Origin of the sequence: Streptomyces sp. Y1 (assembly GCF_041053115.1) — a bacterium.
In the GTDB taxonomy this organism is placed as follows: Bacteria; Actinomycetota; Actinomycetes; order Streptomycetales; family Streptomycetaceae; genus Kitasatospora; species Kitasatospora rubellomurina.
In genome coordinates this window covers 206,045-226,620 of the sequence record NZ_CP163445.1, presented here as the reverse complement: position 1 = coordinate 226,620, position 20,576 = coordinate 206,045, and the positions used below count along the sequence as shown (strand labels likewise).

20 protein-coding genes and 2 pseudogenes are annotated in these 20,576 nt (G+C 74.3%); 10 read left to right on the top strand and 12 right to left on the bottom strand.

The window, feature by feature from the left end:
• Window positions 1-142: 142 nt before the first annotated feature.
• Entirely contained in the window at window positions 143-2,083 is a 1,941-nt protein-coding gene (locus AB2U05_RS00810; RefSeq protein WP_369182093.1) for an amino acid transporter, read from the top strand.
• Window positions 2,084-2,090: 7 nt separating this feature from the next.
• Here AB2U05_RS00810 and AB2U05_RS00805 read toward each other — a convergent pair whose 3' ends face one another.
• Together AB2U05_RS00805 and AB2U05_RS00800 are read right to left on the bottom strand one after the other, a co-directional pair.
• Window positions 2,091-2,414 carry a hypothetical protein gene (locus AB2U05_RS00805; protein WP_045699643.1) on the bottom strand — a complete coding sequence of 108 codons (324 nt, stop codon included), beginning with the start codon at window positions 2,412-2,414 and terminating at the stop codon, window positions 2,091-2,093.
• A 93-nt stretch (window positions 2,415-2,507) separates the two neighbouring features.
• Window positions 2,508-2,777, bottom strand: coding sequence for a GlsB/YeaQ/YmgE family stress response membrane protein (locus tag AB2U05_RS00800; RefSeq protein WP_045711519.1), 270 nt, complete (start codon window positions 2,775-2,777; stop codon window positions 2,508-2,510).
• A gap of 222 nt (window positions 2,778-2,999) precedes the next feature.
• Between AB2U05_RS00800 and AB2U05_RS00795 the strand changes: the two genes are divergently transcribed.
• Entirely contained in the window at window positions 3,000-3,365 is a 366-nt protein-coding gene (locus AB2U05_RS00795; RefSeq protein ID WP_045699647.1) for a hypothetical protein, read from the top strand.
• 37 nt (window positions 3,366-3,402) lie between these two features.
• Here AB2U05_RS00795 and AB2U05_RS00790 read toward each other — a convergent pair.
• Window positions 3,403-4,202: pseudogene (locus AB2U05_RS00790) on the bottom strand (HEAT repeat domain-containing protein).
• 92 nt (window positions 4,203-4,294) lie between these two features.
• The gene (locus AB2U05_RS00785) at window positions 4,295-5,041 is read right to left on the bottom strand and encodes a TetR/AcrR family transcriptional regulator (RefSeq protein ID WP_369182092.1); all 747 of its coding nucleotides are present in this window, start codon (window positions 5,039-5,041) and stop codon (window positions 4,295-4,297) included.
• Between the two features lie 101 nt (window positions 5,042-5,142).
• Between AB2U05_RS00785 and AB2U05_RS00780 the strand changes: the two genes are divergently transcribed.
• On the top strand, window positions 5,143-6,354 hold the full coding sequence (locus AB2U05_RS00780) for an FAD-dependent monooxygenase (RefSeq protein WP_369182091.1): 1,212 nt from the start codon (window positions 5,143-5,145) through the stop codon (window positions 6,352-6,354).
• Here the strand turns inward: AB2U05_RS00780 and AB2U05_RS00775 are convergent.
• Complete coding sequence (locus AB2U05_RS00775) at window positions 6,338-8,302, bottom strand: hypothetical protein (protein ID WP_369182090.1); 1,965 nt, start codon at window positions 8,300-8,302, stop codon at window positions 6,338-6,340. The two genes, AB2U05_RS00780 and AB2U05_RS00775, sit on opposite strands and share 17 nt — an antisense overlap.
• Before the next feature lie 363 nt (window positions 8,303-8,665).
• Here AB2U05_RS00775 and AB2U05_RS00770 point away from each other — a divergent pair, with 363 nt between their 5' ends.
• Both AB2U05_RS00770 and AB2U05_RS00765 read left to right on the top strand, forming a co-directional pair.
• The gene (locus AB2U05_RS00770) at window positions 8,666-9,295 is read left to right on the top strand and encodes a CBS domain-containing protein (RefSeq protein WP_244178888.1); all 630 of its coding nucleotides are present in this window, start codon (window positions 8,666-8,668) and stop codon (window positions 9,293-9,295) included.
• 145 nt (window positions 9,296-9,440) lie between these two features.
• Complete coding sequence (locus AB2U05_RS00765) at window positions 9,441-10,091, top strand: beta-glucanase (protein ID WP_052706955.1); 651 nt, start codon at window positions 9,441-9,443, stop codon at window positions 10,089-10,091.
• Window positions 10,092-10,121: 30 nt separating this feature from the next.
• Here the strand turns inward: AB2U05_RS00765 and AB2U05_RS00760 are convergent, their stop codons facing one another.
• Complete coding sequence (locus tag AB2U05_RS00760) at window positions 10,122-10,493, bottom strand: hypothetical protein (RefSeq protein WP_369182089.1); 372 nt, start codon at window positions 10,491-10,493, stop codon at window positions 10,122-10,124.
• 464 nt (window positions 10,494-10,957) lie between these two features.
• Here AB2U05_RS00760 and AB2U05_RS00755 point away from each other — a divergent pair.
• Window positions 10,958-11,089 (top strand): annotated as a pseudogene (locus AB2U05_RS00755) (SHOCT domain-containing protein); the annotation flags it as partial.
• 25 nt (window positions 11,090-11,114) lie between these two features.
• Here AB2U05_RS00755 and AB2U05_RS00750 read toward each other — a convergent pair.
• Window positions 11,115-11,525 (bottom strand): organic hydroperoxide resistance protein, encoded by a 411-nt coding sequence (locus AB2U05_RS00750; protein ID WP_045699665.1) that lies wholly within the window; start codon window positions 11,523-11,525, stop codon window positions 11,115-11,117.
• Between the two features lie 179 nt (window positions 11,526-11,704).
• Here AB2U05_RS00750 and AB2U05_RS00745 point away from each other — a divergent pair, with 179 nt between their 5' ends.
• The 3 genes from AB2U05_RS00745 to AB2U05_RS00735 all read left to right on the top strand — a co-directional run bounded on the left by AB2U05_RS00745 (window position 11,705) and on the right by AB2U05_RS00735 (window position 13,773).
• The gene (locus tag AB2U05_RS00745; RefSeq protein ID WP_045699668.1) at window positions 11,705-12,178 is read left to right on the top strand and encodes a MarR family winged helix-turn-helix transcriptional regulator; all 474 of its coding nucleotides are present in this window, start codon (window positions 11,705-11,707) and stop codon (window positions 12,176-12,178) included.
• A gap of 246 nt (window positions 12,179-12,424) precedes the next feature.
• Window positions 12,425-12,994, top strand: a complete 570-nt coding sequence (locus AB2U05_RS00740) for an RNA polymerase sigma factor (RefSeq protein ID WP_369182088.1) — start codon at window positions 12,425-12,427, stop codon at window positions 12,992-12,994.
• A complete protein-coding gene (locus AB2U05_RS00735) occupies window positions 12,991-13,773 on the top strand; it encodes a hypothetical protein (RefSeq protein ID WP_369182087.1) in 783 nt (260 codons plus the stop codon). Before AB2U05_RS00740 ends, AB2U05_RS00735 begins: the two co-directional genes overlap by 4 nt.
• Window positions 13,774-13,931: 158 nt before the next feature.
• Here AB2U05_RS00735 and argG read toward each other — a convergent pair whose 3' ends face one another.
• The 3 genes from argG to AB2U05_RS00720 all read right to left on the bottom strand — a co-directional run bounded on the left by argG (window position 13,932) and on the right by AB2U05_RS00720 (window position 17,455).
• Window positions 13,932-15,344 (bottom strand): argininosuccinate synthase, encoded by a 1,413-nt coding sequence (gene argG / locus AB2U05_RS00730; protein WP_369182086.1) that lies wholly within the window; start codon window positions 15,342-15,344, stop codon window positions 13,932-13,934.
• 360 nt (window positions 15,345-15,704) lie between these two features.
• Entirely contained in the window at window positions 15,705-16,565 is an 861-nt protein-coding gene (locus AB2U05_RS00725) for an SAM-dependent methyltransferase (RefSeq protein ID WP_078860343.1), read from the bottom strand.
• Window positions 16,566-16,705: 140 nt separating this feature from the next.
• The gene (locus AB2U05_RS00720; protein WP_369182085.1) at window positions 16,706-17,455 is read right to left on the bottom strand and encodes a rhomboid-like protein; all 750 of its coding nucleotides are present in this window, start codon (window positions 17,453-17,455) and stop codon (window positions 16,706-16,708) included.
• A gap of 283 nt (window positions 17,456-17,738) precedes the next feature.
• On the opposite strand from AB2U05_RS00720, the gene AB2U05_RS00715 reads away from it, so the two are divergent.
• Complete coding sequence (locus AB2U05_RS00715; RefSeq protein WP_369182084.1) at window positions 17,739-18,479, top strand: rhomboid-like protein; 741 nt, start codon at window positions 17,739-17,741, stop codon at window positions 18,477-18,479.
• A 138-nt stretch (window positions 18,480-18,617) separates the two neighbouring features.
• Here AB2U05_RS00715 and AB2U05_RS00710 read toward each other — a convergent pair whose 3' ends face one another.
• Together AB2U05_RS00710 and AB2U05_RS00705 are read right to left on the bottom strand one after the other, a co-directional pair.
• Window positions 18,618-19,001, bottom strand: coding sequence for a VOC family protein (locus AB2U05_RS00710; RefSeq protein ID WP_045711235.1), 384 nt, complete (start codon window positions 18,999-19,001; stop codon window positions 18,618-18,620).
• 222 nt (window positions 19,002-19,223) lie between these two features.
• A complete protein-coding gene (locus tag AB2U05_RS00705; protein WP_369182083.1) occupies window positions 19,224-20,390 on the bottom strand; it encodes a methyltransferase in 1,167 nt (388 codons plus the stop codon).
• Window positions 20,391-20,576 lie beyond the last annotated feature (186 nt).

Sequence of the window (20,576 nt, the reverse complement as noted above, 5' to 3'; positions counted from 1 at the left end):
GCTCCCCGGCGACGGCGCCCACCCCGCCTAGCCTGACCAGGCCCGCCGTCCGGCGGCCAAGGGGGCCCGGCAGCCGCGGTGCGGCCGGCCGAGATCGTGGACAGGGGTGTACGTGGCGTCGTCGGGATCGGTCGAACCGGGGATGGCTCCTCCGACGCGGGGCACGAGGTTCCGGGCGTGGATGCTGGAAGGCCTGTCCGACATGGCCAAGCAGCACCCCGGACCGCACGCGCAGGCACCGGAGCACGAGGGCCAGTCCTGGTGGCGGGTCATGTGCCTGACCGGTGTGGACTACTTCTCGACCCTCGGCTACCAGCCGGGCATCGCGGCGTTGGCGGCCGGCCTGCTCTCGCCCGTGGCGACGATCGTCCTGGTGATCGTCACCCTGCTCGGAGCCCTCCCCGTCTACCGGCGGGTGGCCCGCGAGAGCCCGCACGGCGAGGGCTCCATCGCGATGCTGGAGCGGCTGCTCTCGTTCTGGCAGGGCAAGCTCTTCGTGCTGACCCTGCTGGGCTTCGCCGCCACCGACTTCATGATCACCATCACCCTGTCGGCCGCCGACGGCGCCGCGCACCTGGTCGAGAACCCGCACGTGCACAGCGCCCTCAGCGGAAAGCAGATGCTGGTCACGCTGGTCCTGATCGCCCTGCTCGGCGCGGTGTTCCTCCGGGGCTTCGGCGAGGCGATCGGGGTCGCCGTCGTCCTGGTCGCCGTCTACCTGGCGCTCAACGTGGTCGTGGTGGCCAACGGTCTGTGGCACGTGCTGAAGTCGCCGCACGTGGTCACCGACTGGTCGGACGCGCTGACCGCCGAGCACGGCAACGTGATCGCGATGGTCGGCGTAGCCCTGACCGTCTTCCCGAAGCTCGCACTCGGCCTCTCCGGCTTCGAGACCGGCGTCGCCGTGATGCCGCACATCAAGGGCGAGCCGGACGACACCGAGGCCGACCCGGTCGGCCGGATCCGCGACGCCCGCAAGCTGCTCACCACCGCGGCCGTCATCATGAGCGTCTTCCTGATCGCGACCAGCTTCATCACGACCGTGCTGATCCCCGCCGACGCCTTCAAGACCGGCGGCCAGGCCAACGGGCGCGCCCTGGCCTACCTCGCCCACGAGTACCTGGGCAGCAGCTTCGGAACCGTCTACGACCTGTCCACCATCGCCATCCTCTGGTTCGCCGGCGCCTCCGCGATGGCCGGCATGCTCAACCTGATGCCCCGCTACCTGCCGCGCTACGGCATGGCACCGCACTGGGCCCGCGCGGTACGGCCGCTGGTGATCGTCCTCACCCTGATCGCCTTCCTGGTCACGTGGATCTTCAACGCGAACGTCGACGCCCAGGGCGGCGCGTACGCGACCGGCGTGCTGGTGCTGATCAGCTCGGCCGCGATCGCCGTCACCATCGCCGCGCACAAGGCCGAGCAGCGGCGCTGGACGGTCGGCTTCGCCGTGATCTCCGGCGTCTTCCTCTACACCACGGCCGTCAACATCGCCGAGCGGCCGGACGGCGTCAAGATCGGTGCCTGCTTCATCGGGGGGATCGTGCTGGTCTCCTTCCTGTCCCGGCTCAAGCGCTCCTTCGAACTGCGCGTCACGGGCGTGGCGCTGGACGAGACCGCGGAGCGCTTCGTCCGCGACTACACCCACCGCCCGCTGCGCCTGATCGCCAACGAGCCGAACAGCCGGGACCTCGCCGAGTACCGCGACAAGCTCCGCCAGATCCGCGCCGACAACGACATCCCGGCCGAGGACGACCTGGTCTTCGTCGAGGTCACCGTGCTCGACCCGTCCGACTTCGAGGCCGAACTGACCGTGCACGGCGAGGTGCTGCACGACCGCTACCGGGTGCTGGCGCTGCAGAGCTCCAGCGTGCCCAACGCGCTGGCCGCGCTGCTGCTCCAGGTGCGCGACCTGACCGGACAGCAGCCGCACATCTACTTCGAGTGGACCGAGGGCAACCCCTTCGCCCAGTTCCTGCGGTTCTTCCTGTTCGGCCAGGGCGAGATCGCCCCCGTCACCCGCGAGGTCCTGCGCGAGGCCGAACCCGACCGCCGCCGCCGCCCGGCCGTCCACGTCGGCTGAGCCGGGGTCAGCGCTCCTCGTCCTGGAAGGGCTCGTCCGACCATCGGAACCGAGCGCGGTCGCCGCGTATGTGCAGCAGGAACTCGGCGGCGGGCCCGGCCGGGCCGACCAGGGTGAGGGCCCCGTCGATCCGGTCGTAGGCCAGCTCGAACGCCTCGTACTCCTCGGCGTCGAGCAGTGCGGCCGATTCGTCGAACCAGGGCTTCACCTCGGCGAAGCCCGGCCGGGGCAGGAACCGGCCGTCCGTCCAGGCGAACTCGCTCTCATCCACGACGATCTCGCCGAGCAGCTCCTCGCCGCGCAGCAGCCGCCACGTCCCGCCCGTGCGCATCGGTGCACCCCCGTTCCGGAATCGTCCGGGCCCGTTCGGCGGGCCCGGACGGGAGTCTTGCACCCGGCACTGACAGTTCCGGTCGGCGCCGGATCAGCGGGGTGGGCGGGACTTCGTCCAGGCCGGTGCGACGAAGGCCACCAGGGCGACGGCGAAGCCGAGTTGGAGGAGGTGGCGGATCCAGTCGATGCCCGAGGTGTGGCGGACGCCGATCCAGCCGGAGACGGCGTTGCCGAGCCAGGCCCCGGCGGCGCCGAGCAGCATGGTCAGCCACCAGGGGATCGACTGCGGTCCGCGCAGGATCAGCTTGGCGAGCAGGCCCAGCACGAAGCCGATGAGCAGAATCCACAGGAGCTGGAACATCGCGGTCCACCTTCCCCGTCGACGACGCGGTTCGTCCCAGGATCGCCCGAGTCGGCCGGGCGGGCACGTCGAGGAGCCGCCCGGGTGGGCCCGTGCCCGGTGGGGAAGGGCGAGATCGGGCCGCCGGGTGGGCCGGAAAGACACTGTCCACGGAGTATGCCGCGGGCATAGAAAAGGGGGCCGTGACGCGGACATCCCGCGTGACTTCCGAGAGGACCTCCCATGACCCGACTTCGCGCCGTCGCCGTCACCCTCGGCTGTACCGCCGCCGCCCTCGCCCTGACCATGGGCTCCGCCCAGGCCGCCCCCGGCGACACGACCAACGTCTGCGCCTCCACGCTGACCCCGAGCGGCTACGTGGACGTCCAGTGGTGGAACAGCGCCGGCTGCGGCTCCGGGTTCGCCCCGAACGCCAAGCAGATCAAGCAGCTCACCGGCCTGCCGGTCGGCACGGTCGTCAACGCCTGTTCGTCCACCTACCCGCCGGCCGGCTGGACGATCGTCAGCAGCTTCTACAGCTCCAGCTGCCAGTACTCCTCGGTGCCGAGCTTCAACAACAACTCCTGGCAGCTGAAGCGCACCTCCTGACACCTGCGCGCGGTGACGGGGCGGTTCGGGGGGCGGTTCAGACGTCCCGGACCGCCTCGACGGCCTCGCGGACGTCCGGTTCCGGGTCCTGTGCGAGGCCGTCCAGCAGCTCGGCGACGCCCGGGTGGACCAGTTGTGCACCGTCCAGACCAGTTCCCTGCGCACGGCCGGGTCCGGGTGGTCGGCCAGCCGGGCCAGGGCGTCCAGCGGGCCGCGCCGACGCAGGCCGAACCAGTGCAGGGCGGCCCGCAGTTCGTCCGGGTCGCCCGGGTCCCCGGCCGCCGCGATCCGGGCGAGCAGCACCGGGACGGGCGGCGGCGGTCCGTCCAGTGGGTGCGGGTGGCGTTCGCGCAGCCGACGGTCGCCGTAGCCGCCGCGACCACGGCAGCCGATGCAGGTGCAGGGGCGGCGGCCGTGGGCGTCCGGCAGGTAGCGCCAGCCGGCGACCTGCGGCACCGCGCGGACGCGGTGCACCTCGCCGGCCGCCACCGCGCGCGGCAGGACCACCTCCCAGCCGCGCGGATCGGGCAGCGCGGCGATCCGCGCGACGGCCTCGGCGGCGGTGTGCCACCGCTGGGCCTCCTTGGCGCGGTCCCGGTAGTGCCCGACCAGCACCTCCTGCGCGTCGTCCAGCCGGACGTGCACCGCGACCAGCGCGCCCTTCGGGTGGAACCGGGCGAGCTCGCGCACCCACTGGTGGGTGAGGGTGTAGGAGGGCAGCACCGGGAAGCAGTACACCCCGCGCGTGTCACCCTGGGCCCAGCTGCCGGCCCGGATGCCGGAGCGGCGGATGCGCGGCGCGTTCGCGGCGTTGGTCAGATGCACGAACATGGCCATGGCGGGCGATGCTAGTGCCTCGAACGGCCCGCGCTCCAACGGGTATCGCGTGCCGGTGGCCCGGTCTGCGGTGGCCCGGTCGAGGCGGCCCGTCAGCTGCCGCCGGTCCGCCGGTCGATCAGCGCGGCGAGGCCGTCCAGGATGCGTTCCAGGCCGAAGCCGAGGGCCTGGTCGCGTCCGTCCGGGTCGGCCATGGCGTCGGCCAGGGCGGGGTAGCGGTCGGCGTGCCGGAGCACCACGGAGCCGAGTGCGGCCAGCAGTTCGGCCTCCGGGGAGCCGCCCGGACCGGACCCCCGGGCCTGGAGCGCGATGCCGCGCACGTGCCCGGCGAGCAGGACGGCGGCGTCCATCCGCTCGGGGCCGGTGAGGCCCTTGCCCTCCAGTGCCGCCACCACCCGCTCCAGCCAGGCGAGTTCCCGGGGGCCCAGCAGCCGGGGGCCGACCGTGGCGTCCAGCAGCCAGGGGTGGCGGCTGAAGCGCTCGGTCAACGCGTGGGCCCAGGCGGTGAGTTGATCCCGCCAGTCGGCGTCGGCCGCGGCCTCGGGAGGCTCGCCGCTGACCGACTCGACCATCAGCGCCACGAGTTCGGCCTTGCCGGGCACATAGCGGTAGAGCGACATCTTGGTGAAGTCGAGCAGCCCGGCCACCTTCTGCATGGAGACCGCGGCCAGCCCCTCGGCATCGGCGATCTCGACACCCGCCGCCGCGATCCGCTCCAGGCTCAGCGCCGGCTTCGGCCCCGGGTCGGCCGGGCCGGAGGCCCCCAGAGCAGCCGAAGGCTCTCGTTCACCGTCTCGCTCACGTGCCGCTCCCGCCTGGGGGCTTGCCCCTCCGACCAAACTGCGTCTACCGTACACAACAACAAACAGTGTCCTCTGGACACAGTTTTCGGTGCGCAGTTTTCGACCGTGATCCCCGGTCGTCGGACGGAGCGGATTCCATGAACACCAAGGTCCTGATCTCGGGTGCGGGCATCGCCGGCCCCGCCCTCGCCCACTGGCTCGGCCGCTTCGGCTTCGAGACCACCGTCGTCGAGCGCGCGCCCGCGCTGCGCGGCGGCGGCCAGAACGTCGACTTCCGCGGCCGCACCCACCTGACCGTCCTGGAACGGATGGGCCTGCTCGACGAACTGCGGGCACTCGACACCGGCGGCAGCCCGATCACCTTCGTCGACCCGGACGGGCGCCGACTGCTCCACCTGCCCGCCGAGTTCGCGAGTGGCGCGGTGGAGCTCCCGCGCGGCGAACTGGCCCGGCTGCTGCACCGGCACAGCAGCGCCCGCGCCGAGTACGTCTTCGGCGACTCGATCACCGCGCTGGCCGAGCACGCGAACGGCGTCCGGGTCGAGTTCCGGCACGGCGCGCCGCGCGACGTCGACCTGGTGATCGGCGCGGACGGACTGCACTCCACCGTCCGGCGCCTCGCCTTCGGCCCCGAGCAGCACTACGTCCGCCACCTCGGCTACTACGCGGCCACCTGGCACCTGCCGAACGACGGCACGCTGCCGGCCACCGGATCGGTCGGGCTCAACGTGCCGGGCCGACTCGCCTCGCTCGGCGCCGACCACCGCGACCCGGGCCGGGCCGGGGCCTTCTGCCTCTTCGCCTCGCCCGCCCGCGCGTACGACCGGAACGACCCCGAGCAGCAGAAGGCCCTGATCCGGCAGGCCTTCGCCGGGCTCGGCTGGCGGGTGCCCGAACTGCTGGCGAGCCTGGACACCGCGCCCGAGCTGTACTTCGACGCGATCAGCCGTGCCGACCTGCCCGCCTGGTCCACCGGCCGGATCGCCCTGCTCGGCGACGCCGCCTGCGGCGCCACCATCGGCGGCATGGGCACCGGCACCGGCGTGGTGGCCGCCTACGTGCTGGCCGGCGAACTCGCCCGGGCCCGCGGCGACCACCGCACCGCCTTCGCCCGGTACGAGCGGCTGCTGCGCGACTACGCCCGCGGCTGCCAGAAGGGCGGCGACCGCACCGGGCCGTTCCTGGCGCCGCGCACCGCGACCGGGCTGCGGCTGCGCAACGGGCTGCTCAACCGGCGGTGGGTGCTGCGGAGGATGCTGGCGCTGGGGGAGCAGGTGTCGAGCGTCGAACTGCCGGACTACGAGCGGGAGCCGGGGCTCAGCGCGGCGGGGTTCAGTGCGGCGGACTGATGCGGGTGCCGCCGTCCAGCGTCGCCTCGACCTGGACGGTGGCGCGGCCGGGCCGTTCGAGGGCCAGGGTGTGGTCCGGCACGGCCCGGTCGGCCGACCAGTCCGGGCCCTTGACGGTCAGCCGTGCGACCCGCCGACTGCCCGCCGCCAGCAGGAACTCCGCCCCCTGCGGGGAGCGCCACCAGGCCCAGGCCGCCACGTCCGGCTCGAAGCGGCTGCAGGCCCGGCCCGGGCCGCCACCGGTGCGCTGCGGGGTGCGGGAGGCCGGCAGCAGGACGGCGGTGGCGGCGCTGCCCGCGCCGTCCCAGCGGTCGGCGCGCAGGCAGTACCAGGTGGCGGACCCCGCGTTCTGCGGCAGCTGCTGGTTCGCGAAGGCCCACAGGCTCAACTGCCGGACGCCCGGCGTGGCATCCGGGACGGCGCAGCCCGCGCGGGCCCAGGCCTGCAGGGCGTCCTGGCCGGTGGCCTCGGACGGGGACGGGGACGGCGACGGCGGCTGGGTCTGGGACGGGGACGGCGTCTGGGCGCGGTCCGGCGGTGACCAGGTGAGGTGCGCGGGGACGAGGCCGCCCAGGTCGGCCAGCAGGACGCCGGAGCGCTCCGCGAGCTGCGGCGAGGAGTGCAGCCGGAGCACGGTGGCGCCCCGGCAGTCCGCGAACCCGCCGCCCGGCGCCGCGGCGGTCACCCCGTCCGGGTGCTCCAGCGGGTGGGCGGGGGCGTCGGGTTGGTCGATCCGGCGGGTGTCCGCGTCCTCCACCCAGGGGGCGAGCAGGTACCGGACGGCGGTGCCCTGACGGCGCAGCACCACCGCGCCCGCCGTCGCCGGGTCCGGGTCGTCGGCGCGGGCGAGGTCCAGGCCGCCGCCCTGGCCGTCGCTGTACCGGGCGATCCGCTGCCCGTCGAACAGCACCACCACGCCGGTGCCGTCCACCGTGCCGGCGTACAGCAGGTGCGGCGGCGCGGTCGGCGGGCCCGGGTCGGTGCCCGGCTCGGCACGGGTCCGCGGGCCCGGTTGCGCCCAGGAGGCCAGCGCGCGGCCGAGCAGCGCGCCGTCCTCCCGGCGCTCGCCCCGGGCCGGCCAGGCCGTGAAGTCGACCCGTGTCGTGTGCTGCCACGCGTCCGGCGCCACCCGGACCAGCCGGCCCGGATCGGCCGCTCCGCCCGGTGGCGGCGCGGCGGACGGCCTGCCGGCTGGCTCGGCCGGTCCGGAGGCGCCCAGGACCGCCGCCGTGGTGGTCAGCCCCAGCACGCCCACCGCGAGCGCGGCGGCCAGCGACCGGCGGCGGCGCAGCAGGTCGGTGGGCTGCACCCGGACCGCGCAGGGGTCGAAGGCGGGCGCGTCCGGGCCCGGCCCGGCGGGCACCTCGGCGGCTGCGGCCACCGCCGCCTCCGGTCCTGCCGCCCCGGCCTGCCGCAGGACGTCGACGGCGGCCTCCGCGCTCAACCCCTCGACGGCGCGCAGCGCGAACGCGGCCCGGGCCGGGGCGTCCAGCGCGGCGAGCGCCCGGTCCAGGGCCGCGTCCTCCTCCCCGCCGTGCGGCGTGAACAGCCGCAGACCCCACACCCGGGGCGCCACCACCCGCCGCACCGGCCGCGGCCGCAGCGCGGTCCGCAGCACCCGCAGGCGCAGTGCGGCGTACACCTCGTCCTCGCCGGGCCAGGCGAGTGTCGGAGGCGCTGCGGGCGAAGCGGCGGACTGGGGTGCGGCGGACTGGGGTGCGGCGAGCGGCGCCTCGGTGCCGCGGGACCAGCGGGAGGGCAGGGCGCGCTGGGCGGCGGCGTGCGCGGCCAGCACCCGGCTGTGCCGGTCCCGGTCGGCGGGCAGCGCCAGGTAGGCGATCCGGACCAGCCGGCGGTAGTGGCGCACCAGCGCGGCCTCCGCCCGGACCACCGGGCGCTGCGCCGTGCCCGGGCGCGGCCGCAGCGCGCTCACCGTCCGTCCTGCCAACAGGCCCTCCCGGCGCCGTCCGTGCTGTCGTGGTGGACGGTTCAACGAGTCGATCATGTGATGGTTGCGCCGTCCGTGGAGCCCTCCCGTCCGCACCGGAGCCGGTGCGAGGGCGACGCGCCCGGTCACCCCGCCCGGAGGTGCGCGCCGGACGCTTCCGGGCCCGCGGCCTCGTGGGATACCGCGTTCGGCGCGTGTGCGCGGCTCAGGGGCCAAGGTCCCACCCGTTCGGCCCCTTGGCCCCTGGCCTTTCGGGCCGCCGGGAGCGATGCTGCCGGTACCGGCCGGGCCGATCCGCGCCCGGCCTGACCAGCGTGGTGGACGAGGTGAACCGGCGTGCGGCATGCCACCGTCGAATCTGTGATGACCAGCCCCGTGGTGCTGGTCGCGCCCGAGACCGGGTTCCGGGAGATCGTCGCGCTGCTGGCCGAGTACGACATCACCGGGATGCCGGTGGTGGACCCGGACGGGCGGCCGCTCGGCGTGGTCTCGGAGGCCGACCTGCTGCGCACGCTTGCGGCGCAGGAGGACCCGCACAGCCCGCTCCCGGCCCCCGAGCCGGCCCGGCTCGGACGCGGCGGCGCGGTGACCGCGGCCGATCTGATGACCGCGCAGCCGGTCTGCACCACGCCCGGCACCAGCGTGGTCGCGGCCGCCCGGCTGATGAGCCGGCACGGGCTGAAGCGGCTGCCGGTGCTGGACGAGGAGGGGCGGGTCGTCGGCATGGTGAGCCGCGGGGACCTGCTGCGGGTGTTCCTGCGCGAGGACGTGGTGATCCGGCGGGAGATCGTCGAGGAGGTGCTCGGCCGGATCGAGGGGGTCAGCCCGGCGCAGGTCGGGGTGGAGGTCGATCAGGGCCGGGTGGTGCTGAGCGGGACCGTGCCGGAGCCGCACCTGGTGCCGATCGTGCTCAACCTGTGCCGCTCGGTGGACGGCGTGGTCTCGGTCACCGACCGGCTGGAGGCGGGCGACGCGCCGACACCGGTGGGCTGACGGACCGTACGGACCGTGGGGGGCGGCCGGTCCGCGGTACGGACCCGGTTGGTCCCGTTCGCATACTGCGGAGCGTATCAGGTAACTCACTCTGTGTGCCCGGCGTGTCGGACTGCCGGGGCACCGGAGCATTGGGGAGGCGGCCGTGACCGTCGTGTTCGACGCGGACTTCACTTCGACCAGGCAGTGGATCGCCGGGCGTAGCAGCGCCTACCCGAGAATGGGGCCGACCAACCGGAGCGATCACAAACTCGACTACCTGAGCCGCGAGTACTGCCCCGGCGGGGTGTTCGCCGCCCGCCGGCGGCGCGCCGGCGGCCTGTGGACCTGCAACCTGCTCACCACCGAAGGCAGTCCGGAGGGTTTCCAGTTGCGCACCGGGGACGTGCTCTCGGCGACGGTGACGCTGCCCGTCGAACTGGGCGCCTGGCCCGCGATCTGGACCTGGCGGGACGGCGGGAACGAGGTCGACGTCTTCGAGTACCACCCCGACAACCCGGACCTGCTGGAGATCTCCAACCACGTCCGGGGCGGCTTCCGCTACTGGCACGGCGGCAGCGCCGGGATCGGCCCCGGGGCCACCTTCGGTCTGCGGGTGGTGCTCGGCGCGCACTCGGTGGACTGGTACGTGGAGGAGGAGCTGGTCTACGCGGACCTGCACGGCGTCGGGCCGGCCTGGCACGCCTACCTGATCGTCAACCTGTCGGTGGCGGACGGGATCTACCACGACCGGCCGCCGCTGGACGGGCCGGACCGGCTCAGCTGGGTCTGCCACAGCCTGCGGGTCGAGCGGTGACGGGCGGCGGTGGGCCCCCGACGTCCGTGCTCACGGCGGGAAGGAGGCCGTGACCGGACCGCGCGGGCCGCTGCGCTGGAACCAGACGGTGCGCCGGTACGGGCCGATGTGCGCCGGCGCGGCCACGTACAGGTCGTCGCGGGGCGCGCGTTCGTTGCCGGGGGCCAGTGCCGCGTCCACGGCCTGGTCGGCGATCGCGCGCAGCAGGGCGGTGGCGGTGGCCTCGGCCGCGTTGGGTGCGATGGCCAGGGCGGTCAGCGCGGCCCAGAGGGGCAGCGAGACGTAACTGATCGGGGAGCCGCCCAGCGCCGGGTGGGGGCTGCCGTCCCCGTGGCGGCGCAGCACCCCGGCCGCGACGAGCCGCTCGGGCGAGCGCAGGTCGGGCGGCGGGTGGTGGGTCATGGCCGCAACGTACCCCGCCGGGCCCGGTCCTCGTGCCGAAACGATTTCTCAGGCTTTCCTCATGCCGCTTCCCGCCGTGGCGGGCGCACGATGGTGATAAGGCGCTGATCGCCTCGGCGGGCCCGAAGGGGCCGGAGGAGGAGGTCCTGATGAGGCACTGGCACGGATTCGGGCCCGGGTTCGGGCACGGTCACGGTTTCGGGCGCGGCCACGGGCTGAGCGGCTGGGGCATCGGGCTGATGGTGGTCGGCTCGCTGCTGGTCCTGGCGCTGTTGGTGCTGCTGGTGGTCCTGCTGATCCGGTACCTGTCGCGCTCGCGGCAGCCGGTCCCGCACGGTGCGGCGGGCCCCGGCGCGGCCGGGCCGCCGGGCTGGGCGTCCGGTGCGTCCGGGACGGCGTGGCCCGCCGGGACCGGCGGCCCCGGCGGGTCTGCCGGGGTTGGTGGGCCGCCGGGGGCGTACGGGCCGACGCCGGAGCAGCTGCTCGCGGAGCGGTTCGCCCGCGGCGAGATCGACGAGGCCGAGTACCGGCGCAGACTCGACACGCTGCGCTCGGCCAACGGGCCGGGTGCGCCGGGTGCGCCGAGCGGGGGGTGACCGGAGGCCACCCCCCCCGGTGGGACTACTCGACGACCAGCTCGACCGGGATGTTGCCGCGGGTGGCGCGGGAGTACGGGCAGACCTCGTGGGCCTGCTTGACCAGCAGCTCGCCGCTGCCGTCCGCGAGCGCCTCGGGGAGCTCGACCCGCAGGACGACGGCGAGGCCGAAGCCGGCGCCGTCCTTGCCGATGGAGACCTCCGCGGTGACCGAGACCTCGCTGGTGTCCACCCGGGACTGGCGGCCCACCAGGCCGAGGGCGCTGGCGAAGCAGGCCGCGTATCCGGCCGCGAACAGCTGCTCGGGGTTGGTGCCGTTGCCGTCGCCGCCGAGCGCCTGCGGCATCGCCAGCGCGAGGTCCAGTCGGCCGTCCGAGCTGACCGCGCGGCCCTCCCGGCCGTTGGCGGTGGCTGCTGCGGTGTAGATCGCGTCCATGTCGGTTCCTTCGGTCTTCGGTGGAGTGCTGCCGTCGTTTGCTGCTGGTGCTGCTGGTGCTGCTGGTGCCGGGCGGAGCCGGCCCGGTTGCCCGGGCTGTTCCTGCCGTGCAGTAAGTAGAGCACGCAATTCAATTGCGCACAACTCAATGGCGTGAAAGCGATCGGTACCATGGGGGCATGACGACGCTCCCCGGCATGGCGGACGAGGACCTGCTCCGCCTCGACCAGCAGATCTGCTTCTCCCTGAACGCGGCCTCCCGCGCGTTCGGCGGCGTCTACCGCGTCCTGCTCAAGGACCTCGGGCTCACCTACCCGCAGTACCTGGTCATGCTCGTGCTCTGGGAGGACGGCGACCTGCCCGTCAAGCGGATCGGCGAGCGCCTGCGGCTCGACTCGGGCACGCTGTCGCCGCTGCTCAAGCGGCTGGAGGCGGCCGGACTGGTGCGCCGCGAGCGCAGCCCGGAGGACGAGCGGTCGGTCACCGTCCGGCTCACCGCCGAGGGCTCGGCGCTGCGCGGGCGGGCCGGCCAGGTGCCGCGCCGGCTGCTCACCGCGACCGGCCTGCCGGTCGAGGACCTGGCCGCGCTGCGCGCGCTGCTGGACCGGGTCACCGGTGCGCTGGACTCGGCGGTGGTGGACCCGGCGCCGTAGGGCCTGTCAAGTCGGCCGGCGGTGGAGTGTGATCTGGGTCACTCTGGTGCGGTTCGGTGTCGGTCGATCGAGCCGAACCGGCAGGTCAGCGGCCATGTTCGAAAGTGAACGGAAACGTTCGCCGATTGTCCGCCCGATCCGGTCAACATTCGCCCCCTCCCGGACGGTTACACCACGAGCCCTTCCACGGGCCGTCGGCGTGCCACCCGGTGGGCCGGCCAGCTGACCCACGAAAGGGGGACGGGTGTGAGCACCCCCGGGCCGGGCGAGGAGCGGGCCCTGCGGGCGGACCCGCTCGCCGACCTGCCGGCCGACTTCGAGGCCTTCTTCACCCACGAGAACCCCGGTTACCTCCGCTACGCCCAGCAGCGCCTGCGCCACCGCGAGGACGCGCAGGACGCCGTCCAGAACGCCGGTGCCGCGCTGTACAAGAACTGGCGCCGCGCCCTCGCCAGCGCCGACCCGCAGGCCTACGCCTTCAAGATCGTCAAGGACGCGGTCGTCGACGTCCTGCGTGAACGCCGCCGCACCGAGCGCAAACGGCAGCGGGTCATCGCGCAGCGCCGCCCCGACACCAGCCAGGACGAGTTGAACGAGCTCGCCGAACTGGACGCCCTGGACTGGGCGATGGACGAGCTCGCGCGCGCCGCGCCCGTCCAGGCCGATGTCGTCCGGCTGCGCCAGGCAGGGCTCTCCTACCCCGACATCGGCCGGGCGCTCGGCCTCGCGCACACCACCGCCCGCACCTACTACAGCCTCGGGCGGCGCCACCTGGAGTACCTGCTGGAGCACCCGGAAGGCGAGGCGGGCACATGAGGATCGCCGACCTGCTCGACACGCACGCCGCCGCGCTGGAGCGCGAGTTCCGCGACCACGACCCGGTGGCCTTCACCCGGCGGCTCGCCGAACACCTCGCCGCCGCCCGCAGGCCCGCCCAGCCGACCCGCGAGCGGCCCGCCCGGCCGCCGTCCGCCGCCCGTCCGCCGCACGCCTTCGGCTCCGGGGACCCGCCGTGGGCCGGCGGCCGGGCCGACCTGCGGCGTGACCTGCGGCGTGACTTGCGGCACCTGTGCGCGGGCGTGGCTGGCGCGGCCGAGCCGGGCGAACTGGCCCTCGACCTCGAACTCGCCGAGAAGACCGCCCTCCGCACCCTCGGCTGCCTGCTCTACGGCATGGGGCGGCCCGGCGACGGCGTCTTCTGGTGGCGGATCGCCGCCCAGTACGGTGACCAACTGGCCGTGCACTGCCTCGCGGTGCACTACGTGGCCGAGGGCGAGCCGGGCGATGCGGCGCGCTGGGCCGGGCGGGCCCAGGACCTCAGCGAACCGGGCCGGCTGCCGGAGTTGGCCCCGGGCGCCCGACCGGGCGGCGCGGCCCGGCTCGCCCGGCTGCTGGCGGAGCGCTACGACGGCGAGATCCTGCTGATGCTGCGGGACGCGGTGCTGGCGCGGCCGATGGCGGGCGCCCCTTCGGGCGCTGCGGCGGGGGCCGGGGCGGACCTGCGTGCGGTCGGGGGTGCCGGGGTCGCGGAGGTGGCGGCCGCGCGGCTGGGGGAGCGGGCGGTGCGCGGCCGGGGCGTCGTGCGGATCCGGTGACCGGGGGCTGCTGATCTGCCGCCGGTGCGCGGCGGGTGCGGCTCGGGCGTGGCCGGGGTGTGGCCGGGGTGTGGAGCGGGACGGCCGAGGGCCGCCGCACCTGCTGTGGTGCGGCGGCCCCCGGCGGGTACGGCCCGGTCAGGGCGGGCCGTACCGGGTCAGTCGGTGCCGGACTCGATCGCGGCGTGGTCCAGTGCCGTGGACTCCGCCGCGTCGCCGGTGCCGGCGGCGATCGGCGTGGCCCCGCCCAGGGACAGCTCGCCGATCAGGCCGCTCCACGGCGCCAGCTGGCCGTGCACCGCGTACTGCTCCAGCTTGCCGCGGGAGTCGGCGATGTCCAGGTTGCGCATCGTCAGCTGGCCGATCCGGTCGTCCGGGACGAACGCGGCGTCCACGCTGCGCTCCATCGACAGCTTCTCGGGGTGGTAGCTGAAGTTGGGGCCCTGGGTGTCGATGACCGAGTAGTCCTGGCCCCGCCGCAGCCGCAGCGTGACACTGCCGGTGACGGCCTGGCCGACCCACTTCTGCAGGCTGTCGCGCAGCATCAGCGCCTGCGGGTCGAACCAGCGGCCCTCGTAGAGCAGCCGACCGAGCCGGCGGCCCTGGGTGTGGTAGGTGGCGAGGGTGTCCTCGTTGTGGATGGCGTTGAGCAGCCGCTCGTAGGCGATGTGCAGCAGCGCCATGCCCGGGCCCTCGTAGATGCCGCGGCTCTTGGCCTCGATGATCCGGTTCTCGATCTGGTCGGACATGCCCAGGCCGTGCCGCCCGCCGATGGTGTTGGCCTCGTGCACCAGCGCGACGTCGTCGGCGAACACCTGGCCGTTGATCCGGACCGGGCGGCCGAACTCGAACTCGACGGTGACGTCCTCGGTGGCGATCTCGACGGCCGGGTCCCAGAAGGCCACGCCCATGATCGGGCTGACGATCTCCATCGAGGCGTCCAGGAACTCCAGCCGCTTGGCCTCGTGGGTGGCGCCCCAGATGTTGGCGTCGGTGGAGTAGGCCTTCTCGGCGGAGTCCCGGTACGGGAGGTCGCGCTCGGCGAGCCAGGCGGACATCTCCTTGCGGCCGCCGAGCTCGGTGACGAACTGCTGGTCCAGCCACGGCTTGTAGATCCGCAGGTTGGGGTTGGCGAGCAGGCCGTAGCGGTAGAACCGCTCGATGTCGTTGCCCTTGTAGGTGGAACCGTCGCCCCAGATCGAGACGCCGTCGTCCTGCATCGCCCGCACCAGCAGGGTGCCGGTCACGGCGCGGCCGAGCGGGGTGGTGTTGAAGTAGGTCTGCCCGGCCGAGCGGATGTGGAAGGCGCCGCAGGCGAGCGCGGCCAGACCCTCCTCGACCAGGGCGGCACGGCAGTCGACCAGCCGCGCCTGCTCGGCGCCGTAGGCGCGGCCACGGGCCGGCACGTCGGCGAGGTTCGGCTCGTCGTACTGGCCGATGTCGGCCGTGTAGGCGTAGGGAACGGCGCCGTGCTCGCGCATCCACGCGACGGCGACCGAGGTGTCCAAACCACCGGAGAATGCGATGCCGATCCGTTCACCGACCGGCAGCTTGCTCAAGACCTTCGACATGGGTGCACCCTTGACCCGCGTGGCGCGGGCTCCTGACTCAGCGATGTTGACTTGCGACGTGGACGTGACGACGTCGGTGTGAGCGACGCCTGGGATCTCGACGTATCCGATGCCTGAACTCTGGCATACATTTGCAGAGCAATGCAAGACAATACGATCACGTCAGTCGGAGGCGGTGCCCCGGCCCGGCGCGCGCGCCTGCGTGGGTCTGATCAACTGACGTGGTGCGGAGGCTAGTTGGCGTGCGGACGGCTCGGGCCGGGCCCCCTGTGGGGAGCCCGGCCCGGAACGACGGCCGGCCGCCGCGGTGAGGTGTCAGTGCCTGAGGTCTCAGTGCCTGGGGTGTCAGGGCCTGCGGTGTCAGGCCTTGCGGCCCACGGCCGCGTACATCCAGCGGGTGGAGTCGTCGGTGGGCCCGTCCGGGCGCCAGAGCGGCACGAACTCCACCCCGGGCTCCAGCAGCTCCCAGCCTTCGAGCAGTTCCTCGACCTGGGCGCGACCGCGCAGGCGGATGGGGGAGTCGGTGTTGTCCCAGGTCTTCGCGGCCTCGGCGGCGCGAACCGGGTTGCCCTCGGCGGTGCTGTGCGAGACCAGCAGGAAGCTGCCCGGCGCCAGCCGCTCGTGGACCGCCCGGACGGCCGCGGCGGCCTGCTCGTCGGTCACGAAGTGCAGGACCGCCACGAGCAGCACGGCGACCGGCTGCGAGAGGTCGATCAACTCGCGCAGGGCGGGCCGGTCGAGCAGCTCGTCGAGGTCGCGGAGGTCGCCGGTGAGGACGGTGGTGGTGCGGTTGTCCGCGAGCAGGGCCCGGCCGTGGGTCAGGACGATCGGGTCGTTGTCGATGTAGACCACCCGGCTGTCGGGGGCCACCTCCTGCGCCACCTCGTGCACGTTCCCCTGGGCCGGCAGCCCGGAGCCTATGTCGATGAACTGGCGGATGCCCGCCTCCGCGCAGTGCCGGACGGCTCGGCGCAGGAAGCCGCGGTTCTCCCGGGCGGCCTGCGGGATGTCGGGCGAGACGGAGATGGCGTGTTCGGCCGCGATGCGGTCGGGCGGAAAGTTGTCCTTGCCGCCGATCCAGTAGTCGTAGATCCGGGCCGGGTGCGGCCGGTCGGTCTGCAGTGCGACCGGGTGCGCGAGGTCCTCCGTCGCGGACCTTCCGGTCGTCTGGTGCGTGCTCCCCGTGCCGGTCGTGTCCGTGCTGTCACCGGGCTTGAGCATCCGGTCCCCCTCCAAAGGCCTGAGCGGCTGTCACCAGGCCTACGCCGACAGCCGGTTGGACGTGAACGCATGATAGCGGGCGATCTTCGGCTGTCGACCACCTCCCCCCGGGCCAGGAGGAGGGAGGGATTCCGGCGGGATCAGCGGGGTGCTCGGGCCCGGGCTCGGGCTCGCACCCAGGCCGTACGGGAGGCCAGCACGCCCAGGAGGAAGGCCACCAGGTGCCCGGCGTCGGCGAGCTCCTGGTCCAGGGCCCAGGCCGAGGCCAGCGCGAGGGCGAGCACCGGCAGGCCGTACCGGCGCAGCCGGGCCGGGCCGAGGGCGAGCAGGCAGGTGGCCGTGGCGACCAGCCCGTAACTGATGCCGACGTCCCTGGCGTGGGACAGCGCGCCCGGGATGCGGGTGGCGAGCATCGCCCACATCGCGCCCTCGGTGAGCAGGGTGGCCCCCAGGTGCCCGAACAGGAAGACCGCTCCGGCGCGGGCCGGGCCCCAGCGCCACTCGGCCGCCCCCAACACGACCGCGACCGCGGTGATGCCCGCCCAGGCCGGCACGCCGTCGACCACCAGGCCGCTGGTGAACATGGTCCACCACTTGCCGACCTCCATGTGGTGCACGTTGCTGCTGTTGTGGCGGACGAAGCGGGCCCGCTCGCCGTGGCTCTGGCTGGCGAGCCACGCGGCGGTGGCGGTGAGGAGGGCGACGTAGACCGTGGTCAGCCGCAGCCGGGCGGCGGTGCGGAGCAGGGGGTTCCGGCCGGTGGTGCCGGCGGCGCCGGGGGTGTCGCCGGTACGGGCGGTGCCGGCGGCGGGGCCCGTGCCCGCGTCAGGGTCCGTGCCCGCGTCGGGGCCGTTGCCGGTGTGCCTGCGTGCGTCGAGGCGGTCCCTCATCGTGCTTGATGTCCTTGTTCTGCGGATCTCCGGCGCCGGGCCCGGGGCAGGCCCGGGAGGTCGGATCGCCAGGTTACGCCAGGAGCGGGCGGGGCCTGTGCCGACGTGCTCCGCCGTCGGCACGTGCGGAGGCGCCTGGGAAGGGCGGCACCGGGGGTTCCGACCGTTGCCGCCCGCGGTGTGGTCGCTCACCCGAAGAGGGGAGTGCGCCGACGCATCGGCGCCGCCCCGGGGCGAGGGTGGGACTGCGGGACCAGGGAGAGGTCCGCCGAGGAGGACGTCGATGGCCGGGAGCACCAGCGAGCCGACCGGGGCGCGCCGGCGGCCCTGGTGGGCGCGGGCCGGTCGCGCGGCGTGGGACTACGTGCGGCGGGCGCCGGGCAGCTACGCTTGGCTGGCGATCCTGCTCATCACCACCCAGGTGATCCGGCACGTCGACCCCGTGACCGCCGACCGCATCCTGGAGCGGCGCTCCACCAATCTCCACCACCTGCAGGTCTCGCCGGTCCGGGTCCTGCTGACCAGCGCGCTGTGGATCGCCGGCGGCGGCTGGTTGGTCTACTTCGTGCTCTACAACCTCTTCCACGTGCCGGCCGAGCGCTGGCTCGGCACCCTGCGCTGGATCTCGGTGGCGGTGATCGCGCACGTCGGCGCGACCTATCTCAGCGAGGGGCTACTGGGCTGGGCGATCCACCGTGGCCTCGCGCCGCCGAAGGCCGTCTACACCCTCGACTACGGCGTCAGCTACGCGCTCGCCGGGGTGGTGGCGGTGCTGACCTACCTGATCACCCGGCCCTGGCGGTACCTGTACCTGGCCGGGGTGCTCGCCGTCTACGGGCTGGGGGTGGTCCAGAGTCGGGACTACACCAGCGTCGGGCACTTCAGCGCGGTGCTGATCGGGCTGGCCTGCTACCCGATCACCCGGGGACGGCCCGGCGCCTTCGACCCGGTCGCCGCAGCCCGTGCCGCCTGGCAGCGAGTGCGAGTGCGGGCGCGGTCGCGGGCCGGGTCGCGGACCTGGTGACCGCGGCCGCGTCGGGCCGCACGCGGTGCGGTGCGGTGGTGGCGGAGCGGCGGTGGGCAGCCGCTTCCCGCTCCCGGCCGGAGCGGGCGCGGCGGCCGGGAGCGGGCTCGGCGAGCGTGGGCTTGCTCGAACGGGGCGTTACTTGGTGGGCCGCTCGGCCACGCAGAGGATGTTTCCTTCGCAGTCCTTGAACCAGGCAGCGCGCAGGCCGTCACTGCCCACGGCGACGCCGTTCTCCGTCTTCAGGCCCGGGAAGTCGTACTCCTCGAACGTGACGCCGCGCGCGCGGAGCGCCGACATCTCGCCGTCGAGGTCTGCGACCTTGAAGCTGGCCAGGGTGTGCGCGGCCTGGCCGCCGCTCGGTGTCTCGTACATGCCGAACCGGATGCCGCCGCTTTCGAAGGTGACGTCCTCGGGCGTCTCCTCGACGAGCTTCAGGCCCAGGGTGTCGGTGTAGTAGGCCTTGGCCCGCGCCAGATCGGCGGCGGGGATCATGGCCAGCACAGGTGCGTCTCCCAGCATGGTGATTCGCCTCCTCCTTCCTCCAGGCTAGGTACGTCGGGCCGGGTTGCCCACGCGGCGGGTGGGGTGGATTCGTGCTGTGCACGGGCGGTGGCCGGGTGTGGCCGGGTGTGGCCGCACCGGGCCACCTCGGCGGCCCGGTGCGGCGTCGGACGGTCGGCACGGGCGGCTACCCCGGGGCGCGGGACCCCGGGCCCGGGCCTCCGGGTGGGCGGGCGGACGTCAGGCCGGAGCCAGCCGCCAGAGCGAGGTGGTCTCACGGGCGCGGGCGTCGTGCAGGGGGTCGGCGGGATCGGGACGGGACGCCCGGGGATGGCGGGGCCGGGTGTCGAGCCGGCCCCGGACGCGCAGTCCGGCGGCGGCGATGGCGGTGAGCAGGTCGGCGCGGGTGCGCAGACCGAGGAGCTCGGCCAGGTCGGAGAGGACCAGCCAGCCCTCGCCGCCGGGCAGCAGACGGGCCGCGAGGCCGTCCAGGAAGCCCGCCAGCATCCGGCCGCCCGGGTCGTAGACGCCGTGCTCGAGGGCGGAGCTCGGGCGGTGCGGCAGCCAGGGCGGATTGCAGACGACGAGCGCGGCACGGTCGCCGCCCGGCGGGTAGAGCGAGGTGCCGGCCGACCGGATGCGGTCGGCGAGGCCGAGGCGCCGGGCGTTGTCGTCGGCGCAGGCGAGGGCGCGCGGATTGGTGTCGGTGACCAGGACCGGTCCGAGGCCGCGCTTGGCGAGGACGGCCGCGAGCACGCCGGTGCCGGTGCCGAGGTCGTGGGCGAGGGGATGGTCGTGGACGGCCGGGGGCAGCGGGGCCCGGGCGACGAGGTCCACGTACTCGCCGCGCACCGGGGAGAAGACGCCGTAGTGGGGGTGGATGCGGGCGCCGAGGGCCGGGACCTCGACGCCCTTCAGGCGCCACTGGTGGGCGCCGATCACCCCGAGGAGCTCGCGCAGGGACAGGATTCTGCTGTCAAGGAACGGCCCGTAGGCGGCCAGGCACGCCGCCCGGACATCGGGAGCGCGGTCGAGCCGGATCCGGCGGTCGGCATCGAGAGGGACCAGCAGCATGCCGAGGACGCGCGCGAGGCGGGCGCGCTCCCGGCGGTGCCGATGGAAGGCCTCGGCGGGGGAGTCGTGCGTCGTGGGGGCGGACCGGGATCGGCGCCGCTCGGCGCGGCGGCGCATGGCGGACAGGAGTCGGAGCGCGTCGGGGTAGTCGCCGTGCCAGAGCAGGGCGGTGCCCTCGCAGGCGAGCCGGTAGGCGGCGTCGGCGCGCAGGGTGGAGTCGGCGGCGATCAGGCGGCGCGGCGGCGGCGCGCCGTTCTCGCTGTGCCACTGGGCGGAGAGGGCGGACAGGGGGATGGTGGACTGGGCGATGGCGAACCGATGGGTGTCGGACACCGGGGCTCCTCGTGGTCGAACGTGCAGGGGGCACGAAGGAGCGCTTCGACGAGGAGTTGAGCAGCGGGCACGCCGGACAGTGGCGCCGCGGAGTGGCGGGCGCGGACCTCAGGGCAGGCGCGGCTCACGCGTCGAAGCGCGAGCCGGGGTGTCACCAAGCACGAGGCCCGGTACCGCGGCGAGTCT